The following is an 18,787-nucleotide window of genomic DNA, read 5'->3' as shown; positions in this document are numbered from 1 at the left end:
GCCGTGCAGCAGACGGCGGCGTTCAGGGGTGACTACAACCCGTGGGTCCACTGTTTCGGTGGTCTTGGGGAGCTTCCGCTTGATGCGGTGCATCGGGTTGGACGGCAGTTCTTCCAGCTCCACCGCGTACTCGAAGACGTGGTGCAGGATGGCGCGCTTCCTCTTGATCGTGTTGGCGCCGGCCTTCATGCCGTCCAGGCGGAGCGTGAGGGCGGCCCGCGTGATGTCGGTGGGCGTCATGGGCCGCTTGTCTTCGGGCAGGAGAACGTACTGGCGTAGGGCAGTTCGGAGGATGGCCGGCCTGCCTTGTCCGTCGTCAGTGCCGGGAGAGCCGTGGCCAGAGCGTCGGACATGCTGTCACGGCTCTTGGCGGCCGCGTGCGGCCAACGGGCCTCGACATATGCCTTCACGAAGTCGAGGACGGTACGCGCGTCCTTGATCATCGACCCGGGAAGGCCGGTCTCCAGGTCGAATGGGTCACCGCGTCCAGAGCGAGAGGTACCCGCCGGAGGCGGTCTTGTTGGGGTGATGTGTTCGTGGGACAGTTCGCGCTGTGGACGCGTATCGCCGATCTGCCTGGTACCGCGCCGGCCGGGCGCTTGTTCTGATCAGCTTGGGCTGGGGTGCTGCCGGCCTCTTCTTCGTGTTCGCTGTCAACGACGGGCGCGTGTGGCCGAATGCCTACAGATTCCTGTTCGTCTACGTCAGCCTTCAAGTGTTTGGGTTGCTGTGTGTAGCTGCCGGTCGGACGCGGCACCGGGCGTGGCGCAAATCCGTCAGCCGGTCATCGGAGAGCGACGCGGGCGGCGCTGCCCCGAAGGACGCCGGAGGCGCCGCGTAGCGGTCAGGGCCGGTGACGGGGCGGGAGCACGGCAGTGTGGCGCCGCGGGGTGGCAGGTTGGCTTGGACACGTCGGCGTGGCGGCCCGTCCTGCTGTCGTCCGGGGCCGGCTCCCAGGCCGGATGCCCGGGCGGCGGGCAAGCGGCAGGCCGCTGTACGGCGGCGGCACACTGGGCCGGGTGCCGCACGCCGGCCACGCCGTACGGACCGAACGTTCCGACACCTGCCACACCAGTGGGAAGAGGCCCGTCACCAGCGGAAACGCGGTGACGGGCCTCTTGCTTCATGTCCGGCCGTCTCTGGCCTCCTATGGCACTTCGCCGCCGCCGTACTCTTTCCCCGGCGCCGCTGCGGCCACTCGCTCCTCAGAAGGCAGAACAGGCCTATCCGGCCGGCGTGTCGCAGAACTCCTGCTTGACGAGGGCGTCCACAAGCGTCAGGAAGTCCTTCGCCGCGCCTCTGGTGGCCGAATCCAGCCAGGTCACCGAGGCGGTCAGGGTCTTGCTGCCGTCGGGCGAGCTGTACATCAGCGCCCCGTAGCCGTGCGGTGGGCTGCCGTTGTGCTGGTAGACGGTGCCGCAGCCGGGGCCCAGGTCCTGCGCCCATATGCCGAGGCCGTAGTCCTGCTTGGGGAGCGGCGTGGGGATCGCCGTGCGCATCTCGGCCAGCAGCTCGGCGGGCAGGAGCCGGCCGCCGTTCAGTGCGGAGAAGAACGTGGTCAAGTCCTGCGTGGTGGAGATCAGGTCGCCGGCGCCGGTCAGCAGGGACAGGTTCTGGTGGGAGAGGTCGATCACCTTGTCCTTGTACTGGTAGTAGCCGTGGGCGTGTGGCCCGGGCAGTGCCGTCGTGCGGTTGCCCGCCGCGAGGGTGTCCCGCAGTCCGAGCGGGCCGGTGATGCGCCGCTTCAGCTCGGTGGCGTAGGAGTGGCCGGTGATCTTTTCGATCATCAGCAGCGCCACCGTGTAGTTGGTGTTGGAGTAGCTCCACTGCGTCCCGGGTTCGAAGCGCGGCTTCTTGGACAGCGCCAGCCGTACCAGTTCCTCGGGCTTGTAGCTCTTGAACCGGTTGGGCACCCATCCGTCTCCGTTGGCGGGGATCCCGGGTTCGTCCATTGTCCCGTCGGGCTTGTACTCGCCGGTGTAGTTGAAGATCCCGCTGGTGTGGCGCAGCAGCATCCGTACCGTGATCCGCTCGTCCAGCCCGTAGCCGGGCAGGTAGTCGGTGGCGGGGCGGTCCAGCTCGATCCTGCCCTCTGCCACCAGTTGCAACACCATGGTCGCGGTGAAGGTCTTGATGATGCTGCCCGTCCAGAAGCTCCCGTTGGTCGGGGGCTTGGCGGCCGATCCCAGCTCGCGCACCCCGGCGCCGGCGGCCCAGTCGCCCCGCTGATCGCGCACGCGTAGCTGGATCCCGGTGAAGCCGGCGTCGACGAAGGCGTTCATCGCCTTGCGCAGCTCCGGGCGATCCGGCCCGGTGGAGGTGGCCCCTGCGGGGGTGGCGGCCCCCGCGAGCACCGCCGTTGCGAGCGCCGCGACCGCCATGCGCCGGCTGATCGTCGTGTTCATGGTTTCCTCGTTTCTGGGGTTCTGGGCTCTTGGTCGCTGTTCTCAGCTCGTGGTCCGGCCGTCGCGGAACACCTCGTCGATGAGCCGCTGTGTCGCCTGCTGGAACGCCGCCGCCTTGGACAGGTCGGCGTCGTCCACGTAGGTCACCGAGGCCGTCATCGTCTTGCCGCCGTCGGGCGTGCTGTACATCAGCGCCGCGGAGCCCGCCATGCCGCCGTTGTGGTGATAGAGGGTGCCGTCGTTCCCGCCCAGGTCCTGCTCGAAGATTCCCAGGCCGTAGCCGATCTTCGGGTCCGGCTTGCGCATCTCGGTCAGTAGCTCGGCGGGCAGCAGCCGGCCGCCGTTCAGCGCGGCGAAGAACGTGTGCAGGTCCTGGGTGGTCGAGATCATGTCGCCGCCGGCGGAGATCCACGAAGGATTCTGGCTGGTGACGTCCACCGTGTGCTCCCGGCCGCCGTCCTCGTACCGGTAGTAGCTGTGGGCGTGCGGCCCGGTGATCTCCGTCGAGATGCCCGGCGCCTCGGTGCCCGTCAGCCCCAGCGGGCCGAGGATCAGCCGCTGCAGCTCCTCGGCGAACGAGCGGCCCGTGACCCGCTCGATCAGCAGCCTGGCCAGCACGTAGTTGGTGTTGGAGTAGCTCCAGTCGGTGCCCGGCTCGAAGCGCGCCGGCTTGGACAGTGCCAGCCGGACCAGCTCTTCGGGCTGGTAGGTGCGGAAGCGGCCGTCCACCCATTCCTTGCCCGACCACGCGATTCCCGGCGCGAACGTCCCGTCCTCGTAGTACTCGCCGGTGTGGTTGAAGATCCCGCTGGTGTGCTGCAGCAGCATCCGTACGGTGATCCGCTCGTCCAGCGCGAACTCGGGCAGGTAGCCGTCCACCGGGCTGTCCAGCCCGATCTTGCCCTCGGCCACGAGCTGCAGCACCACGGTTGCGATGAACGTCTTGGTGGAGCTCCCGACCCGGAACCGTCCGTCCGCCGGCGGCTTCTCCGACGAGCCCAGCTCGCGTACCCCCGCGGTGCCGACCCACTCGCCGCGCTCGTCGTTCACCCGCAACTGCATTCCGGTGATGCCGGAGTTCACGAACTCCTGGATGAGCTTCTGCAGTTCCGGGCGATCCTGCCCGGCCACGGTGTTCGCTGCGCTCACCTCGGGCGTGGCCGGGGCGGTGTCGAGGGCTGCGCTGATCTTGCGGGCCATCTCGGTCATGGTGGGGCTGGGCCTCCCGTGGGTGGCCGCTTCGACGGCGACCAGGACGGTGCGGCGGAAGTTGTCGGCCTCGGCCGGGGCCTGCTTCCTGAGCAGGATCATGGAGGCGTTCAGGGCAGGCAGCACCTGGTCGGCGAGTTCGGCCACGGTCTTGCCGTACTTCACGCCCTTGGGCGCCTTGGCCAGCACGTGCCCGACCGGGCCGGTCGCGGACGTCAGGGCGACGGAGCCCTCGGCGGCGGCCTTGTGCGCCGAACCGGCGGCACCGGCGGCGGACATCAGCGAGACGGCGCCCCAGGCGGCGGTGCGCAGGGTGAGCTGGTCCTGGTCGGTGAGGGCGAGGGCGAGGGACATGGCGGTGCTCCTTCGGGGGGCTTCCGGCTTGTCGGCGACGAGGTCCGTTGGCGACGACAGGAACGTTACGACCGTTGCCACAATCTTGGCAAGTAGTTGCCAAGATGAATTGCCAAAGCCGTCGGTGTGCGGCATCGGCGTCTGGCAAGAACTTGTCTGAAGGGAGGCAAGTGAGTTAGCCTCTGGCGTGACCCTCAAGACGTCGGACGACGTCAACCGCTACCCGGGAGTTCGGACATGCTCGAACAACCAGTCTTCGGCCGCCGACTGAGGCAACTGAGGACCGAACGCGGCCTGACGCTCGCAGCCCTCGCGGGCGAGGGCATGTCCACCGGATACCTGTCCCGGCTGGAATCAGGGGCGCGTCAGCCCACCGAACGAGCCATCAAGCACCTGGCCACGCAGCTCGGCATCAGCCCCACCGCACTCACCCAGTTCACCGCCACCTCCCTGGCCCAGAGCCTGACCCTGGCCACCGGCCTGAGCCAGGACGAAGGCGGCCAAACCCTCAGCGACGCCCTGAAAACCTCCGGCGGGGAGGACCCCCTCCTGCGCTGGCAGGCCCTCTGGCAAGTCGCCGAATGGCGTCAGTGGCGTCAGGAGTACGCCGAGCAGCGCACATGCCTCGACGAGTTGGCCACCCTCAGCGCACAGATCGGGCTACCCGAGCTGCAGTCCAGAGTGCTGGCCGCACTGTCGCGCTGCATGCGCAGCACCGGAGAGATCGTCGGCGCCGTCGATGCCGCAACACACGCCCACGAGCTGGCCGAACGCGAAGCGCTGCCCGCCCGCGTGCGGGCCTCCGCGCTGCTGGCCCTGGTGTCGGCGCTGGCCGAGGCCGGGCGACTCCCCGACGCCGCCCGACATGCCGACGAACTGCTCACGCTGGCGGACCAGGTCTCGGGAGCGCTGCGGGCCCAAGCCGTGTGGACCGTGGCCAACATCCGGGTCCGCCAGGGCGACCTCGAAACCGGCGCGGAACTGATGGACCAGGCCATCGATGGCTTCAACGGCCGTGACGACCTGACGATCTGGACGCGTCTGCGCCTCGGCGCGGCCCGGCTCGACCTCAGGGCCGATCCGCCCAGAATCGAGTCCGCCCGGCGGCGTGTCACAGAAGTCCAGGCCGTGTTGCCGTTCGCGGACGCCCCGGCCATCGAGCAGCAACTGCTGGCCGTGCGCGCCCGGATCGCCGTCCTCGCCGGCGACCTCGACGAGGCCCGCACGGTCCTGGACCGGCTGACCGGCTTCGACGACCTGCTCACCTACCAGGAGCGGATGCGGCTCGACGTCCTGCGCAACCGCGTCCTGCTCCTGGAGGGCGAGCAGGACACGGCGCTCGCCGGGCTGCGCAAGCTCGCCGAGCAGGCCCAGCAGAGCGGCAACATGGACCTGGCCGCGGACATCTGGCGCCTCGTCGCCGAATCCCTGACCAAGTAGGGCGCTGTTCCGACCCGGGTGGCGGCTGGGCGGCGCGCGACCTCACCGGCGAGAGCTCGGGGGAGGCAGTGTCCGACGCCTCGTCGTGACGGTTCGCGACACACCTGCGGGCCTGCCGGACATGACCTGGGCATGAACGTCACTGACACCGAGCCGCCGGAGCGCACCCAGCGCTTCGGCCGGCTCTACGAGCAGACGTATGCCGCGTTGCTGCGGTTCGTCGAGCGTCGCGTCCACCCCTCTCACGCCGAGGACGTGGTCGCCGACGTGTTCCTCGTCGCCTGGCGGCGTCTGGACGACGTGCCGCCGGCGGCGGATGAGGCGCGGGCTTGGCTGTTCGGCGTCGCGCACCGCACTCTCCGCAACGGGTTGCGGGCTGATCGGCGGCGGCAGGCGCTCGCCGTCCGCATCGCCGACGGGCAGCTGACCGGCGCCGCGGTGGCCGGGCTGGACCCCGAACTGGTGGCGCGCCGGCTCGACCTCGTCCAGGCGTGGCGGCGGCTCAGTCCGCTCCACCAGGAGGCGCTCGCCTTGGCCGTGTGGGATGGACTCACAGCCCCGCATGCCGCGCGGGTGCTCGGTATTTCTCCCGTTGCGTTCCGGCTTCGGCTCACCCGGGCCCGGCGTGCCCTGCGCCGCCACGCCGACGCGGCTCCCACCACAGAAACCCAGCTCGTGGCGACCGCCACCGTCGACTCTCGGAGCACGCGATGAACGACATCCTCGACCACACCCTGCGCGACCTCGACCCCGCTGTCACCCCAGCCGACCTGGACACCGGCACCGACCCGCAGGCTCGTGCCCTGCTGGCCCAGGTGGTGGCCACCGACCCGATGGGCGCGCACGCACCGACGACCAGCAGCCCTCGCGTGCTCACTGCCGGGCGGCTCGCCATGGTGAGTGGAGGGGTGGCTGCCGGCATCGCGGCGGCGTTGCTGCTGCCCGGCGTGTTCGGCGGTGGCACAGCGATGGCAGCGTGGACCGCGACGCCGCACACGGTGAGCAGTGACCGGGCCGCCGAGGCCCAGGAGAAGTGCCTCGACAACGCCCAGGACACCGCCCAGCGCACGACTGGACGCAAGCTCGACTTCCGGCCCGTGGTGACCGAGGGGCGGGGACCGTGGACGCTCGTCTACGTCAACGATGACAGCAGCCACCTCGCCGAGATCACCTGCCTGCTCCGCGATGGCGACCTCGTCGGCATGCACGGCAGCACGCCGGGCCCCGGCGCGAAGCCGCTTCCGCCGGTTCCCGCGGGGTCGGCGCGGGCGGCCCTCGGCGCGGCCACGAGTTCGAGTGAGGAGAGCGTGCGTACGGTGACCGGCAGGGTCGGTGCCGGTGTGGTGGGCCTCCAGCTCGTCACGGAGGCGAAAGGCATCGTCACCGCGACCGTCACCGGTGGCTACTTCGCGGCCTGGTGGCCGGACGCGCCGACGACGGAGGAGCGCGAGAACGCCTCAGGTCGGGGCGGCGTCACGGGCGTCACGACAATCCTCCAGGACGGGTCGCGGCGCAGCGTCTCGCTCGAGGAGCTCACCGGCCGGACGAGCGCGCAGCTGAACACGCCGGCCACTGGCGGCTCCGTCAAGCTCGACTGACAGTGGACACCCGCTGACGACGCCGATTCTGTCTTCTTCACCGCCGGCGCGGAGTTGGCTAGAGTGGCGATCTTCCGGAGTCTCTGAAGGCGAACGTCCATGACGAACCTTGATCAGGCGTCCGCGTGTCTCCGTCTCGACGCCGCGTTGAACCGCATGGTCGTCACCTTCCAAGGCATGACCGCACGTCCTGATGAGTACAACTGCGAGTGCCACTGGGGGAGTGCGGAAGAGCTCGCGCAGTTGAAGGTGCCGGACGTGGAGCTAGAGCTTGATCTTCTGCACCGCGCTTGGCGGCCCATCGATTGGAACGACCATGGATCCGTGTTGCGCCGTGTTCTGCCTCAGTTGTCGAGGGCTCTCGTCGGCGGTCTCGTCGAGCCGCTTTTCGGTATGGATGAGGTCGGACGTTCACTTGCCCGGGGCCAGTGGCAGCAGTGGCCTGGAGAGCAGGTTGCAGCGGTCCGGGAATTCCTGAACGCCTGGTGGGCCCGCACTCTCATCGACCCGGATCCGGTTGTGCCCGTGCACGAAGTTCTCGCACTGTGTCACGAAGCCTCTGCCACACTCAGCCCCTGGCTGGACGTCTGGGAAGCGCAGACGTCCAGCGTGGCCGACCACCACCTGGCCAAGGCGGTGGCGCACTGGGAATACGACTTGCTGGGAGACCGACTCCCCTGGGAAACCCAGGAGCACGAGGAAGAGACGCGTATCGAGTTGACGGCCTGGCTGATCCACACCGCCCCCGCCCGCCTCCGCAGCCAGAACGCCCCCGTAGAGCTGCTCCATCGCATACGACTGCTCGGCCTCGCCGGCTCCGCCCGCTGGGAGGATCCCCACTGGCCCGACCATCGCTACTGAGCCAGTACCCACGGCGGTCTGAGCCGATGGCTGCGGGCTCCTACGCCGGAAAATCCGTGTTCCACGGATAGGCGAACCGCTCGGGCGCCACACCCCACTCTTGGAGCAGGGGCAGGAGGTCAGCCTCGTCGGTGGCGCGTCTCGTCGTTACGTGTTCAGCCCCACCTACAATCCGCACTGGGCCTGACGCAAGGGAGGACAACGATAGGGAAGCAGACCCTTCTCGCATTCGCCCTCGCCGCGACAGCGGCCCTGTCCGTCTGCGGTGGACCCGGCGGAGGCGCACTCGCAACACAAGCGGGCCCGAAGCAGGGACAGGTCGACAGCTCTGAAGCGAAGGGCTCTTTGGATCTGTCGCTGTTACGCGTGGTCGAGGCCGACTTCGACCCGTACGGAACGCCGGAAGAACTTGCCGCGGACCGCCCCGTCGTGGCAGGCGGAACAATCGACGGCTGGCAGCAGGGGCCGATCCCTGATGGGCTCGTTTACATAGAGCTCAGCCAGGGGGGTGTCATCAGCGATCCGACGGTCCCGGTCGAGCAGTGGAAGCCGCGCAAATCCGTCGAGGATTTTGAGAAGGCTCTTCCCGCCGGCACCAAGATGCTTGCGTTCCCGCGCGAGCGTCCTGTTCAGGAACTGGAGGTGCGCGACCCGGGAGAACCTCTGCTGATGCTCGTACCTCCGCAGGGACTGACATCCGAAGACCCGCAACTGGTCGGTCAGCGATCCGGGGGCACGGCTTTGGTGGGGCGGGGGCAAGGAACGGCTGAGCGTCGGAGGTGAGGCCCAGGCAGGCAGCAGGTGAGCCGCGTGCTCGGCTGCCATCCAGACTGCTGAGAAGATTGGATTCGCTCGTGTTGGATGAGATCGTCGCTCGTTACGGCGACATGCTGAGTGACCTCGACACCATCGCCTACACGGTGACGCTTCCCGACTTCGGTGTCCTGTCGATCAGGGATGCCGTACGTCGGCTTGGGGCGGACCTCACCACGCTTCAGGGCCCCGACGAGCTGCCGCGCAGCACCGGCTCCATCAGTCTCCACCAGGTCGGCGACGGCATCGTCACGCTGGACTGGGTCAACCCGGGAGACGACCGCATGGAGATGACCGAGCGACTCGCCGGCCAGGGATTCCGGCACTGGTACGTGTCCTTCGACATCGAAGGCAACACCAGCATGTACGCCCGCTACGGCCAGGCCGAAGGCTTTCTCCATCATCCGGAGCCGGACCTCATGTCTTTTACGGAATGGGCAGACCATCTCGGTCCCTTGAGCCCGTACACCGACTTCCTCGCGAGTGGCTATGACAGCGAGGACGCGGAGGCGAGGGTGGACATCCTCGCGGCATGCCTCGCCGTGGTGGAGCTGGAAAGCGGTGTCCGCCTGGACCGAGCATTGATGGACGACAGCCCCTGCTCGGCACTGCCGATGCCTCTGTGATGCAGCTCGCCGCCGAGACGGCCTGATCGGCGGGGCCCATTGCCTAACCGGCCTCATGAAGATCGAACGGCGGCGCGGCGCGCCGCCGTAAGCCCGTCGTCCGGGCGTGCGGCCTGGCCTCATTCCAGGTTGGAGCCCAGGAGAAGGCCGTGGAGATCCCAGCCCGTTGGAATGGGCCTGTCATCCGGATAGTCGATCACCTGGAGTGAAGCCTCGTCGTAGAGGCTGTACGTCGTGATGTCGTCGCCTTGGGCCACTATGAGAAGACGTGCGCCCAGCCGCCAGACCGCATGTTGCCATTCCGACTCGTCGTCCCAGCCGTCATCGATCACAGTCGGTGCGCCCAAGCGTCGTGCGACAGTCCTGTGCCCGTCTTCCCAGACGCCCTGGAACCGGGCCCGGTCGGCGGTGCGATCGATCCGCCAGATATCCGATGGGACGTGCTGGGGAAACTCGCTCAGGTCCGGGTCTGGGTCGGGATCCCAGATATCGTCGGGCTCGTAAAAGAGGGCGAAGCCCACGGAGAATCCTCTTACCCGAGTGCTCTTGCCGTTGGTGATGACACCGACGTTCCACTCTCCCGCGGGCACTATGGGCCACTCTTCATCGTCGAGGATGTGCTTGGCGAGAGAGCCGCCTTCCGGGAGTGGCCATCCGGTCGGTTGCCAAGTTCGATCGAGTGCCTCACGGCTCCATGGGCTTCTCGCCAGGTTGATCACAGTGTCCACGAGAGCAAGGTCGATGCCATGCCATGCCAAGGCCATGGTGGGTGCCCCTCTGACAGATCGTTTCGACGGCTCGGGGCAAGTTACGGCCCGCATCGTTTTGGGAGCCACCCAAACGAACGAACGTGAAGTGCGGTGTACGGGAATGAAGGGTGAGGCTGCCGTTGGACCAGGTGGCGGGCAGTGCGTAGAACTCGTTAGGACTGGGGGCGCGTCAGCGGTTCATCTGGAGGAAGCACAGGGCAGGGGACAGGCGCCGTGCCACCGTGACGACGGGTGATGTGGGCCTCAAGTAGCCGAACAGCCAGCCCATGACGGTAATGGAGGGCGAAGAGCAGCGGGATGTCCCCATCGGGGCCCGGGCGTTCAGGATCCGCCCCATATGCCAGGAGCACGGCGGTGCATGCAGCATCGAGTGGCTCTCCGGTCTGGGCTGCTCCGTCCGCCTCCACGTCGATCGAATGCAAGAGCAGTGTCGTGTTGGAGCACGCCTCATTCGGGTCGGTACCGGCGTCGAGCAACCGGGTCAGCTCCCTCAGGTCGCCATGCTCTACTGCCAGGTGCGCCGGAGTCATCGGCTCATAGGGTGCCGCTGCTGGTTCCATAACCGTGATCAAAGCAGACGCCGGACCCCTGCCGCCGGCTCTGGGTGAACCCCCGCGGAGTGGATCTGGTTTGGGAGCCACCCTGGGCGAACGATGCTTGTCCACGTTGACGTAGCCGTCGATGAATCGCTCGAAGACCTCGGGGCTCTGCTCCGGAACCCACGCGTAGACGTCGAGACATGGCGGATGGGGGCGTGAACGTGATGCCCAACGGGTCCAGAGATCGTGTACCGAAACCCTCCAACTGACATGACGATCGGCGACGGTCAGGGGACCAGAGCCTGCTCTCTTTCATTTCATACGTCGTAGTCGCGCCGCTTTCGCGATTTCTCCAGCTTGGCATCGGAGCTCATCATCAGTTGGCGGCGTGCTTCGTAAGGCTTCCCAATCATCGATGAGAATCATGAGCTCTGTGATCTCGGGTGGGTGGCCGCATCGAGGTGAGAGTTCGGTGATCAGGAAATCGGCACCAGCCGAAATGGGCAGCGTGCCGTCCTGCATGGCTAGTGAGACTTCGAACGCGACATTCCACGGTTCCTGCTGGGTGTCCAAGGGGGGCATTCCACATTCGGAGAGCACCTGGCGAAGCAGCGGTTCAATCTCCGAAAGGGAGCCGATGGAGAGGGCATATCCGGCTAGTTCGATGGTGCTGGGTGTGTCGACTCCGGCTCCGATCAGCTCGCAGGCCATCCAACCTGCGTCTGCGACACGACCGACGAGTCGTCGGCAGAGCAGGTCACCCCGAAGCTCAACAAGATACGCGCGCAGTTCTGCCGGGAGTTCCACGGGACCAGTATCGTCGTGGGAGCGTGATCCGGAACATGCCCGGAATGATCAGCGACATCATCTTCGCGCCAGACTGTCTATCCGCAGCTCAGTGGCAGGGCGATGCGCCATGAAGGCGATCTGCTTCTCATTCGACAGTCCTTCGTCCTCGTGCGCGCGTGGACGGCGAACGGGATGATCGGACAGATGGCGCGAGGTCACGTGATGCAGGTCGAACTGCTGTCGTGGTTCCACGCGAGCGATACGGGCGATTACGGTGATGGGGTGGACACGGCCATGGCGAGCGCTTGTGCGTGGCGCAAACTTGTCCGCGACCGTGGTTCGGTTGAGCGGGACCGCGAAGCTCTGGCCCAACTGATCGAGTACGACGGCGATCCGTTCGAGATCGAGCTCTACGAGCATGCTTCAGATCCGCAAGTCCGATTGATCGACCGGGCAGTGCGGTCGCACGTCGGCCGGTACAACCGCCGGCTCCGGCGGCTGGAGGAGCGGGCACAACGAACGTGATGACGTCGCAGAGCCGAGGCCCGATCCAGAGACGCAGGCCAAGCGGCCAGTTGAGGCGAGATCCACGATCCCCTGTGAAAACCGTCGGCTCAGCCTACGCAAGTTCGAACCTTGCACTTGACGCACCAACGGGAAGAGGGCCGTCACCAGTGGAAACGCGGTGACGGGCCTCTCGTTTCATGTCCGGCACTCCATGGCTGACCACGGGTGATCGTTCTCTGTATGTTCCCCAACGATCAAAGGCGGCAGAGCATGATCGCCTTCTGAGTACCACCCCGACCCTCCCCGGCCTCGCCAAGGGCCGGGGAGGGGAGCGGGCCGAGGATGCCGATAGTCTCCGCAGACCCCTGCACCGCTGATCGGCGCCGGCGTACGAGAGGAGACCCATGACCCACGTGCTGCTCACCGGGTTCGAGCCGTTCGACGGTTCTGGCGTCAATCCGTCGTGGCAGGCGGTGCAACTGGCCGCGACCACGCCGCCGGAAGGGGCGTCGCTGACGACTGTGATGCTGCCGGTGGTCTTCCAGGACGCCATCGCACGGCTGCGCGCGGCCGTCGAGGAGTCCGGTGCCGAGGTCGTCGTCTGTGTCGGGCAGGCGGGCGGGAGACCGGGCATCACGGTCGAGCGCGTCGCCATCAACCTTGATGACGCTCGCATCCCCGACAACAAGGGCGCCCAGCCCATCGACGAGCCCGTCGTCGTGGACGGCCCGGCCGCGTACTTCTCCACCCTCCCGGTGAAGGCGTGCGTGGCCGCCGTCCGCGAGGTCGGGCTGCCGGCGTCCGTCTCGCACACGGCGGGGACGTTCCTCTGCAACCACGTCTTCTACGGGCTGATGCATCTCATCGAGTCCGGCCGGCCGGGGGTGCGCGGCGGCTTCGTGCACGTGCCCTACCTTCCCGAACAGGTCCCGAGCGGGGACCAGCCGTCGATGTCCGTCCGGTCGATCGCCGAAGCGCTGACGGCGATCGTGTCCGTGGCGATCACCACGACCGCAGATCTCAAGGAGACCGGCGGCTCTCTCCACTGATCCACTGCCGACCGTCGCCGATCTCGGCCGTCTACCCGCGGGCCAACCCGACGTTCGAGCGGCCCTGCGGCTGGGCCTGACTGTTCGCGCCGGCCGCTGAATGCGCCTCGGCCTGGCCCGGCGTGATGCCTGCCTCGCGTGGGTCCCGGCCTGTTGTCGGTGGTTCACCAATAGACGTGCAAGGATCTCGGCGGCGTTCCCGTGGGTCTTCGGGGCTTGGTAGCGCACTTGACTGGGGGACAAGGGGCCTCGGGCCAGATCCGTGCGGCGCGTGAAATGGCTGAGGGCCCCGGATGGTGTCCGGAGCCCTGTGGGTGTGGCCGAGCATCACGCCGCCAGTGCCTCCAGTGGCGCTCGCCCCCGTACCCATGATGGGCGGTTCGTGAAGGATTTCGGCCTGGCGCGGTAAGTACAGGTGACCGCATACGCCAGGAAAGGTCGGTATGCATGACAATCCCTCGCGAAGTAGTTGAGGTCGACGACGCGCTCCTCATCGAGAGATCGCTGAACGAACCCGAGATCTTCGCCACGTTGTTCGACCGGCATGCGCCGCTCCTGCACCGTTACGTGACCAGGCGCCTGGGGCCCAGCGAGGCGGAGGACGTCGTGGCCGACACCTTTCTGGCCGCCTTCCAGCACCGCGGCGGCTACGACCGAAGTCGCGCCGATGCCCGACCGTGGCTGTACGGCATCGCCTCCAACTTGATCGGCCGGCGGCGGCGTACCGAGACGAGCCTCTATCGCGCCTACGTTCGCAGCGGCGTGCATCCGGCGGAGCTGTCCGGCTCGCAGGTCGAGGACGAGGTCAACACCCTGGCCGTCAACCGCCCGCTTGCGCTGGCCCTGCTGGAGCTCGCACCGGCCGATCGCGACGTGCTGCTGCTCGTCGCATGGGCCGAACTGAGCTACCAGGAGGTGGCCGACGCGCTGGCCATCCCGCCGGGAACCGTCGCCTCGCGACTCAACCGAGCCCGTCTCCGGATCCGTCAAGCCCTGAGCAAGCAAGGAGAACGCTGATGGACGCACTCAAGGCCATGTGGGAGACCATCCCCCCCGCCACCCCGGACGAACTGGCCGGAGCGCGGCAGCGGCTGCTCCACGGGATGCGGCCCCGGCGACGCGTCGTCACCGGCCCCCGGCTGCTGGTCGCGGCCGGGCTCGCGGCGGGGCTCACCGTCGCACCGCTGATCATCGGAACCGGGCCCGCCGCTCACGCGGTGACCAGAAGCCCGGACGGCACGGTCGAGGTCACCGTCAACGAGCTGAGCGATCCGGCCGGGCTGGAGGCCAAGCTGGCCGCGGTGGGCATCAAGGCCGACGTGACCTTCCTGGCCCCGGCCACGCGGTGCGCGGGCCCGCGGTTCGCCGGCGTGGACCGGGCCTACGGCGGGGAACCCGCTTCGAACGCGAGCGAGCTGCGTTCACTCGTGGAAGAGTCGCGGTCGTTCAAGGCCACCCGGGTGACGTCCGTTCGGACGATCCGGATCTTCCCGCAGTACATCAAGCCGGGCGAGACGCTCGTGGTGGAGTTCCGCGACAACAGGAACCCGCAGGTGCCCTGGCGGCTCGGCGCCTGGCTGGCCGAGGCGGGCACATCCGTGAAGCCGTGCACGCCCGTCACGGGCGCTCAATGAGGCCTTGCTGCTGATCGGCGGCAACCGCGTCGCCCGGTACGGAAGCGGGTTCAGCCCTCCTCGTTCCCGGCATTTCGGGCTTGGCGCCGCCCTTCGTTCAAGCCGTCAACCAGCACCCCCGCCGGCCTCGCCGGCGGGGGTGTAGCCGCGGGTGCGGACGAGGTCGCGGGTGAGCTCGGTGAAGGCGTGGGTGGCGGCGCTGCGGTAGGCGCCCTCGCGGTGCAGAAGGGTGACGGTACGGGTGGGCAGGGGCGGGTCGAGGGGGACGGGGGTGAGGTGAGGATGGTCGTGGGTGATGGCGTCGGGCAGGACGGTGGCCAGCGGGGTGCGCTGGACGATCTCGATGAGGGCCTGGACGGAGTTGGCCTCGACCGCGATGTGGGGGGCGGTCCGGTGGCGGGCGAAGTAGGCGTCGATGTGGCCGCGGGTGGCGAAGTCGCCGCTGAGCAGGGCGAGTCGCTCGTCCTTGAGGGCGCGGACCGGTAGGGGGGCGGGCAGCGGCCGGGCGCGGGGGATGCCGGTGACGAGGCTGAGGGTCTCGGTGAACAGCGCGGTGGCGGTGACGCCGGGCAGGTGGGGGCCGGCGAAGGCGATGCCGAGGTCGAGGTCGTCGGCGAGCAGGGCCGCTTCGATGCGGTCCTGGGCCATCTCCGCCAGGGTGAGGCGGATGCCGGGGTGGCGGGTGTGGAGCTCGGCGGTGAGCGGGCCGACCAGGTAGGCGGTGAAGGTGGGGGTGACGCCCAGGCGCAGGTCACCGCGGGAGAGGTCCTGGACGTCGTGGACGGCGCGTTCGGCGGCGGCCAGGTCGCGTAGTGCCCGCCGGGCGTGGTCGGTGTAGACGGCGCCGGCGTCGGTGAGGCGTACTGTGCGGCCGGTGCGGTCCAGCAGTTGCACGCCCAGGGTCCGCTCCAGCTGCCTGATCTGCTGGGAGAGCGTGGGTTGCGAGATGTGCAGCTCCTCGGCGGCGCGGGTGAAGTTGCCGTGTTCGGCCACGGCGAGCAGATAGCGCAGGTGACGCAGTTCGAGGACGGCCATGGAACAAATATAGATGAGAGCAATAGATTCCATGTCGAACAACTCTTGGACTCTATAAGCCCAGGTCATGCATGATGGATTCACCAGCCCGCGAAGGGAGTGACCACACCATGCAGGACCTCACCGAAGGCGTCGCCCGTTTCCAGCGGGACGTCTTCCCGGCCAAGGCGGAGCTCTTCGCCCATCTGGCCACGCACCACACACCGCACACGCTGTTCATCAGCTGCTCCGACGCCCGCGTCGTCCCCGAGCTGATCACCGGTACCGAACCGGGTGACCTGTTCGTCATCCGCACCGCCGGCAACCTGGTGCCCGCCTACGGCCTCGAAGCCGACGGGGTCGCGGCGAGCATCGAGTACGCCGTCGCCGCCCTGGGGGTGCAGGACATCGTCGTCTGCGGCCACTCCGCGTGCGGCGCGATGACCGCGCTCGCCGAGGGGCACGACCTCAGCGGCGCTCCGACGGTCGCCGCCTGGCTGCGGCACGCGGACGCCTCCCGGGCCCGCACCGCCACCGCCGGCGACGTTCCCGCCCTGGTCCGGCAGAACGTGCTCGCCCAGCTGGCGAACCTGGCCACCCACCCGTCGGTGGCCCGCGCCCTGGCGGAGGGGAAGGTCGCCCTGCACGGCTGGGTCTACGACATCCCCACCGGCCGCGTCGAGGACCTGACCGCCGCCGGCCCCGCGCGGGCGGCCTGACGCCGGGGTTTCGCCCGCGACAGCTCGCCGGAACCCCCGTATCCATCGAACAGAGAAGGATATACCGATCATGGTGCACGCACAGTTCAACGCCACCGCTCGCGAGGCCCTGGCCGCCGCCGCTGTGGACGCCAAGACCCGCAGGAACCTCACCTGGCAGCAGATCGCCGACGCCTCCGGCCTGTCGGTGGCCTTCACCACCGCGGCCGTCCTCGGCCAGCACCCGCTGCCGGAGAGCTCCGCCAGGGCCGTCGCCGAGCTGCTGGGCCTGGACGAGGACGCGGTGATGCTGCTGCAGACCATCCCGGTCCGCGGCTCGATGCCGAACCGGATCCCGACCGACCCGACCATGTACCGCTTCTACGAGATGCTCCAGGTCTACGGCACGACCCTCAAGGCCCTGGTCCACGAGCAGTTCGGCGATGGCATCATCTCCGCGATCAACTTCAGGCTCGACGTGAAGAAGGTCGCCGACCCCGAGGGCGGCGAGCGCGCCGTCATCACCCTGGACGGCAAGTACCTGCCGACCAAGCCCTTCTGACGACCTGACACGGCGTCACAGACGGGCGGCAACGGGGCGGGCCGCAGACGACCTGCCGGCCCGCCCCGCCCCGTTCGACGAACCCAGCCGCGCCGACTGCCCACCCAGCAAACCTCTGGAGGATTTCCGTGGACTTCGCCCAGCGCACCATCGACATCGCCCGCCAGAACGTCGCCGACGGCGGCCGTCCGTTCGCGACCGTCATCGTCAAGGACGGCGAGATCCTGGCCGAGAGCCCCAACAAGGTCGCCCAGACCGGCGACCCCACCGCCCACGCCGAGATCCTCGCCATCCGCGAGGCCTGCACCAAGCTCGGCACCGAGCACCTGACCGGCACCACCATCTACGTGCTGGCCCACCCCTGCCCGATGTGCCTGGGCTCGCTGTACTACTGCTCCCCGGACGAGGTCGTCTTCCTCACCACCCGCGACGCCTACGAGCCCCACTACGTGGACGACCGCAAGTACTTCGAGCTGAGCACCTTCTACGACGAGTTCGCCAAGCCCTGGCAGGAACGCCGGCTGCCGATGCGCTACGAGGCACGCGAGGACGCCGTCGACGTGTACCGGTTCTGGCAGGAGCGCAACGGCGGCGACCGCCACGTCGCGGGCGCACCCACCGCGTGAGCCAGGTGGCCCTGAACGGCCGTCGTGCACCAGATGGTGGAGCTCGCCGTCGTAGTGCTGCTGCTCCCTGCCCACCGTCATCTGGCTTGCCATGACGATGCTGCGCCGCCGCAAGGTGGTGCCTACAGCGGGGTGTTCGTGATCCCAGACGGGCCCCCTTGATCAGAAGTCGGCGTTCCAGGGGAAGTTCGGACGTCGCCGCTGCCGCCACCATGGCCAATCAGGTGACGCGAGGGGATTCGGCGATGTTCGGGCGAGAAAGCTCCTGTCGATAGGTAGCACCAGGCTGTAGAGACAAGGTCGCGCCCAGCTGGGCAACGCGATGAGCACCTGTTCCAGTGCCCCGCGCGGATCGTGTTCCCAACATCCGGGGCATGTGCAGGTGGGTAGGAGTCGTGTGGAGGTGCCGGGAATCACTTCCCGCGTCCATGCCAGCAGCATCGCCGCCACATGGCCCGGCTCCCACCAGGCATGTTCCAGCGTGATGACCGCGGACATGGGGCGTGGTCCGAGACCGGAAACCTGATGAATAGAGGGTCTGTGGGTTGCGCACATGAATCCTCGTGTGCGCACCGCGGAAGGGCGCCTACGCGGCATGGCCCTTTCTGGTCGAAGTCATGTGCATGATGATCGCATGGCAAGGGTGTGACTTCCAGGCCTCGATCGCCTCAGCACATTGCGCATCCAGCGAGGACCTCCGGCTACCGGATGCTCTCTCCGGGCCAGATGTCGGGCAACAGACGTTTAGTGCAGCCAGATGCAGCCTTGAGTCCGTCGTTCGTCGTCGGTGACGGAACACGCGCGGGATAGATCACGAGACGTTTCCTCAGACGGAGGCATGTGTGCGGGAGGATGCTGCCCTGGAACGCTCTCAGAGTGCGTTTCGCGAGCTGATGCCCCTTTCGTCGCCGGAGTTGGCTTAGGTCGCCCGGTCAGAGGCTCGTCATTCGGGCTATGGGCGCGGTTGGGTGAACAATCCCGGTTCGGTCTCGACGAGGATGCCGCGACCGGCCAGGCGTTTGAGCTTGGCGCGAAGGTTCTGGATGTCGTTGCGCGTCAGGGGCAGGTCCAGGGCCATGGCCACGTCACGGGCGCGCAGGGAGCCGCCGGCTTCGCCGAAGACGGTGAGGATCTGCTGGTAGGCAGGATGAGCGGGGACCGCTGGCGGCGCGAACGGTTCAGCCGGGGCGAGGTCCTCCTCGGCCAGGGAGATGAGGGTCTTGCGGGTGATCCGCAGGTGCTCGACCTGCTCGCTGAGTTCGCCCAGGCGCGCGCTGAGAGTGTCGATCTCCG

20 protein-coding genes are annotated in these 18,787 nt (G+C 68.0%); 14 read left to right on the top strand and 6 right to left on the bottom strand.

Annotated elements, in window-relative coordinates; genetic code table 11:
- The first annotated feature begins 3 nt into the window (after positions 1 to 3).
- Positions 4 to 279, top strand: a complete 276-nt coding sequence (locus tag AB0J97_RS40130) for a hypothetical protein (protein WP_364099153.1) — start codon at positions 4 to 6, stop codon at positions 277 to 279.
- Between the two features lie 944 nt (positions 280 to 1,223).
- Here AB0J97_RS40130 and AB0J97_RS40125 read toward each other — a convergent pair.
- Both AB0J97_RS40125 and AB0J97_RS40120 read right to left on the bottom strand, forming a co-directional pair.
- A complete protein-coding gene (locus AB0J97_RS40125) occupies positions 1,224 to 2,405 on the bottom strand; it encodes a serine hydrolase domain-containing protein (protein WP_364099150.1) in 1,182 nt (393 codons plus the stop codon).
- Positions 2,406 to 2,447: 42 nt separating this feature from the next.
- Entirely contained in the window at positions 2,448 to 3,968 is a 1,521-nt protein-coding gene (locus AB0J97_RS40120; protein WP_364099147.1) for a serine hydrolase domain-containing protein, read from the bottom strand.
- 237 nt (positions 3,969 to 4,205) lie between these two features.
- Here AB0J97_RS40120 and AB0J97_RS40115 point away from each other — a divergent pair, with 237 nt between their 5' ends.
- From AB0J97_RS40115 to AB0J97_RS40090, 6 genes are all read left to right on the top strand, one after another.
- Complete coding sequence (locus AB0J97_RS40115; RefSeq protein WP_364099144.1) at positions 4,206 to 5,408, top strand: helix-turn-helix transcriptional regulator; 1,203 nt, start codon at positions 4,206 to 4,208, stop codon at positions 5,406 to 5,408.
- Between the two features lie 132 nt (positions 5,409 to 5,540).
- Positions 5,541 to 6,122 (top strand): sigma-70 family RNA polymerase sigma factor, encoded by a 582-nt coding sequence (locus tag AB0J97_RS40110; RefSeq protein WP_357706281.1) that lies wholly within the window; start codon positions 5,541 to 5,543, stop codon positions 6,120 to 6,122.
- Complete coding sequence (locus AB0J97_RS40105; protein ID WP_364099140.1) at positions 6,119 to 7,006, top strand: hypothetical protein; 888 nt, start codon at positions 6,119 to 6,121, stop codon at positions 7,004 to 7,006. The genes AB0J97_RS40110 and AB0J97_RS40105 overlap by 4 nt, the downstream gene beginning before the upstream one ends.
- 99 nt (positions 7,007 to 7,105) lie before the next feature.
- Entirely contained in the window at positions 7,106 to 7,867 is a 762-nt protein-coding gene (locus AB0J97_RS40100; RefSeq protein WP_364099137.1) for a hypothetical protein, read from the top strand.
- 345 nt (positions 7,868 to 8,212) lie between these two features.
- Positions 8,213 to 8,650 carry a hypothetical protein gene (locus AB0J97_RS40095; RefSeq protein ID WP_364099134.1) on the top strand — a complete coding sequence of 146 codons (438 nt, stop codon included), beginning with the start codon at positions 8,213 to 8,215 and terminating at the stop codon, positions 8,648 to 8,650.
- A gap of 71 nt (positions 8,651 to 8,721) precedes the next feature.
- A complete protein-coding gene (locus tag AB0J97_RS40090) occupies positions 8,722 to 9,306 on the top strand; it encodes a hypothetical protein (protein WP_364099131.1) in 585 nt (194 codons plus the stop codon).
- Between the two features lie 119 nt (positions 9,307 to 9,425).
- Here AB0J97_RS40090 and AB0J97_RS40085 read toward each other — a convergent pair whose 3' ends face one another.
- The gene (locus AB0J97_RS40085) at positions 9,426 to 10,034 is read right to left on the bottom strand and encodes a hypothetical protein (RefSeq protein WP_364099128.1); all 609 of its coding nucleotides are present in this window, start codon (positions 10,032 to 10,034) and stop codon (positions 9,426 to 9,428) included.
- Between the two features lie 893 nt (positions 10,035 to 10,927).
- A complete protein-coding gene (locus tag AB0J97_RS40080) occupies positions 10,928 to 11,422 on the bottom strand; it encodes a hypothetical protein (protein ID WP_364099125.1) in 495 nt (164 codons plus the stop codon).
- A gap of 102 nt (positions 11,423 to 11,524) precedes the next feature.
- Between AB0J97_RS40080 and AB0J97_RS40075 the strand changes: the two genes are divergently transcribed.
- The 4 genes from AB0J97_RS40075 to AB0J97_RS40060 all read left to right on the top strand — a co-directional run bounded on the left by AB0J97_RS40075 (position 11,525) and on the right by AB0J97_RS40060 (position 14,594).
- Positions 11,525 to 11,929, top strand: a complete 405-nt coding sequence (locus AB0J97_RS40075; RefSeq protein WP_364099122.1) for a hypothetical protein — start codon at positions 11,525 to 11,527, stop codon at positions 11,927 to 11,929.
- Between the two features lie 386 nt (positions 11,930 to 12,315).
- Positions 12,316 to 12,960: a pyroglutamyl-peptidase I gene (pcp, locus tag AB0J97_RS40070; RefSeq protein ID WP_364099119.1), complete on the top strand. Its 645-nt coding sequence runs from the start codon at positions 12,316 to 12,318 to the stop codon at positions 12,958 to 12,960.
- A gap of 447 nt (positions 12,961 to 13,407) precedes the next feature.
- Positions 13,408 to 13,977, top strand: coding sequence for an RNA polymerase sigma factor (locus AB0J97_RS40065; RefSeq protein WP_364099116.1), 570 nt, complete (start codon positions 13,408 to 13,410; stop codon positions 13,975 to 13,977).
- On the top strand, positions 13,977 to 14,594 hold the full coding sequence (locus tag AB0J97_RS40060) for a hypothetical protein (RefSeq protein WP_364099113.1): 618 nt from the start codon (positions 13,977 to 13,979) through the stop codon (positions 14,592 to 14,594). Before AB0J97_RS40065 ends, AB0J97_RS40060 begins: the two co-directional genes overlap by 1 nt.
- 105 nt (positions 14,595 to 14,699) lie before the next feature.
- Here the strand turns inward: AB0J97_RS40060 and cynR are convergent, their stop codons facing one another.
- On the bottom strand, positions 14,700 to 15,629 hold the full coding sequence (cynR, locus tag AB0J97_RS40055; protein WP_364099110.1) for a transcriptional regulator CynR: 930 nt from the start codon (positions 15,627 to 15,629) through the stop codon (positions 14,700 to 14,702).
- Positions 15,630 to 15,739: 110 nt separating this feature from the next.
- Between cynR and AB0J97_RS40050 the strand changes: the two genes are divergently transcribed.
- From AB0J97_RS40050 to AB0J97_RS40040, 3 genes are all read left to right on the top strand, one after another.
- On the top strand, positions 15,740 to 16,327 hold the full coding sequence (locus AB0J97_RS40050; protein ID WP_364099107.1) for a carbonic anhydrase: 588 nt from the start codon (positions 15,740 to 15,742) through the stop codon (positions 16,325 to 16,327).
- Positions 16,328 to 16,397: 70 nt separating this feature from the next.
- Positions 16,398 to 16,868, top strand: coding sequence for a cyanase (cynS, locus tag AB0J97_RS40045; protein WP_364099104.1), 471 nt, complete (start codon positions 16,398 to 16,400; stop codon positions 16,866 to 16,868).
- 128 nt (positions 16,869 to 16,996) lie between these two features.
- Positions 16,997 to 17,494: a nucleoside deaminase gene (locus AB0J97_RS40040; RefSeq protein ID WP_364099101.1), complete on the top strand. Its 498-nt coding sequence runs from the start codon at positions 16,997 to 16,999 to the stop codon at positions 17,492 to 17,494.
- 952 nt (positions 17,495 to 18,446) lie between these two features.
- On the opposite strand, the gene AB0J97_RS40035 is transcribed toward AB0J97_RS40040, so the two are convergent.
- Positions 18,447 to 18,787 (bottom strand): hypothetical protein (locus tag AB0J97_RS40035; RefSeq protein ID WP_364099098.1); only part of this gene is annotated, 341 nt, incomplete at its 5' end.

This window comes from Nonomuraea sp. NPDC049607, assembly GCF_040675375.1.
GTDB lineage: Bacteria > Actinomycetota > Actinomycetes > Streptosporangiales > Streptosporangiaceae > Nonomuraea.
The sequence above is the reverse complement of the archived record's forward strand: the minus strand, read 5'-3'. Positions and strand labels throughout refer to the sequence as shown.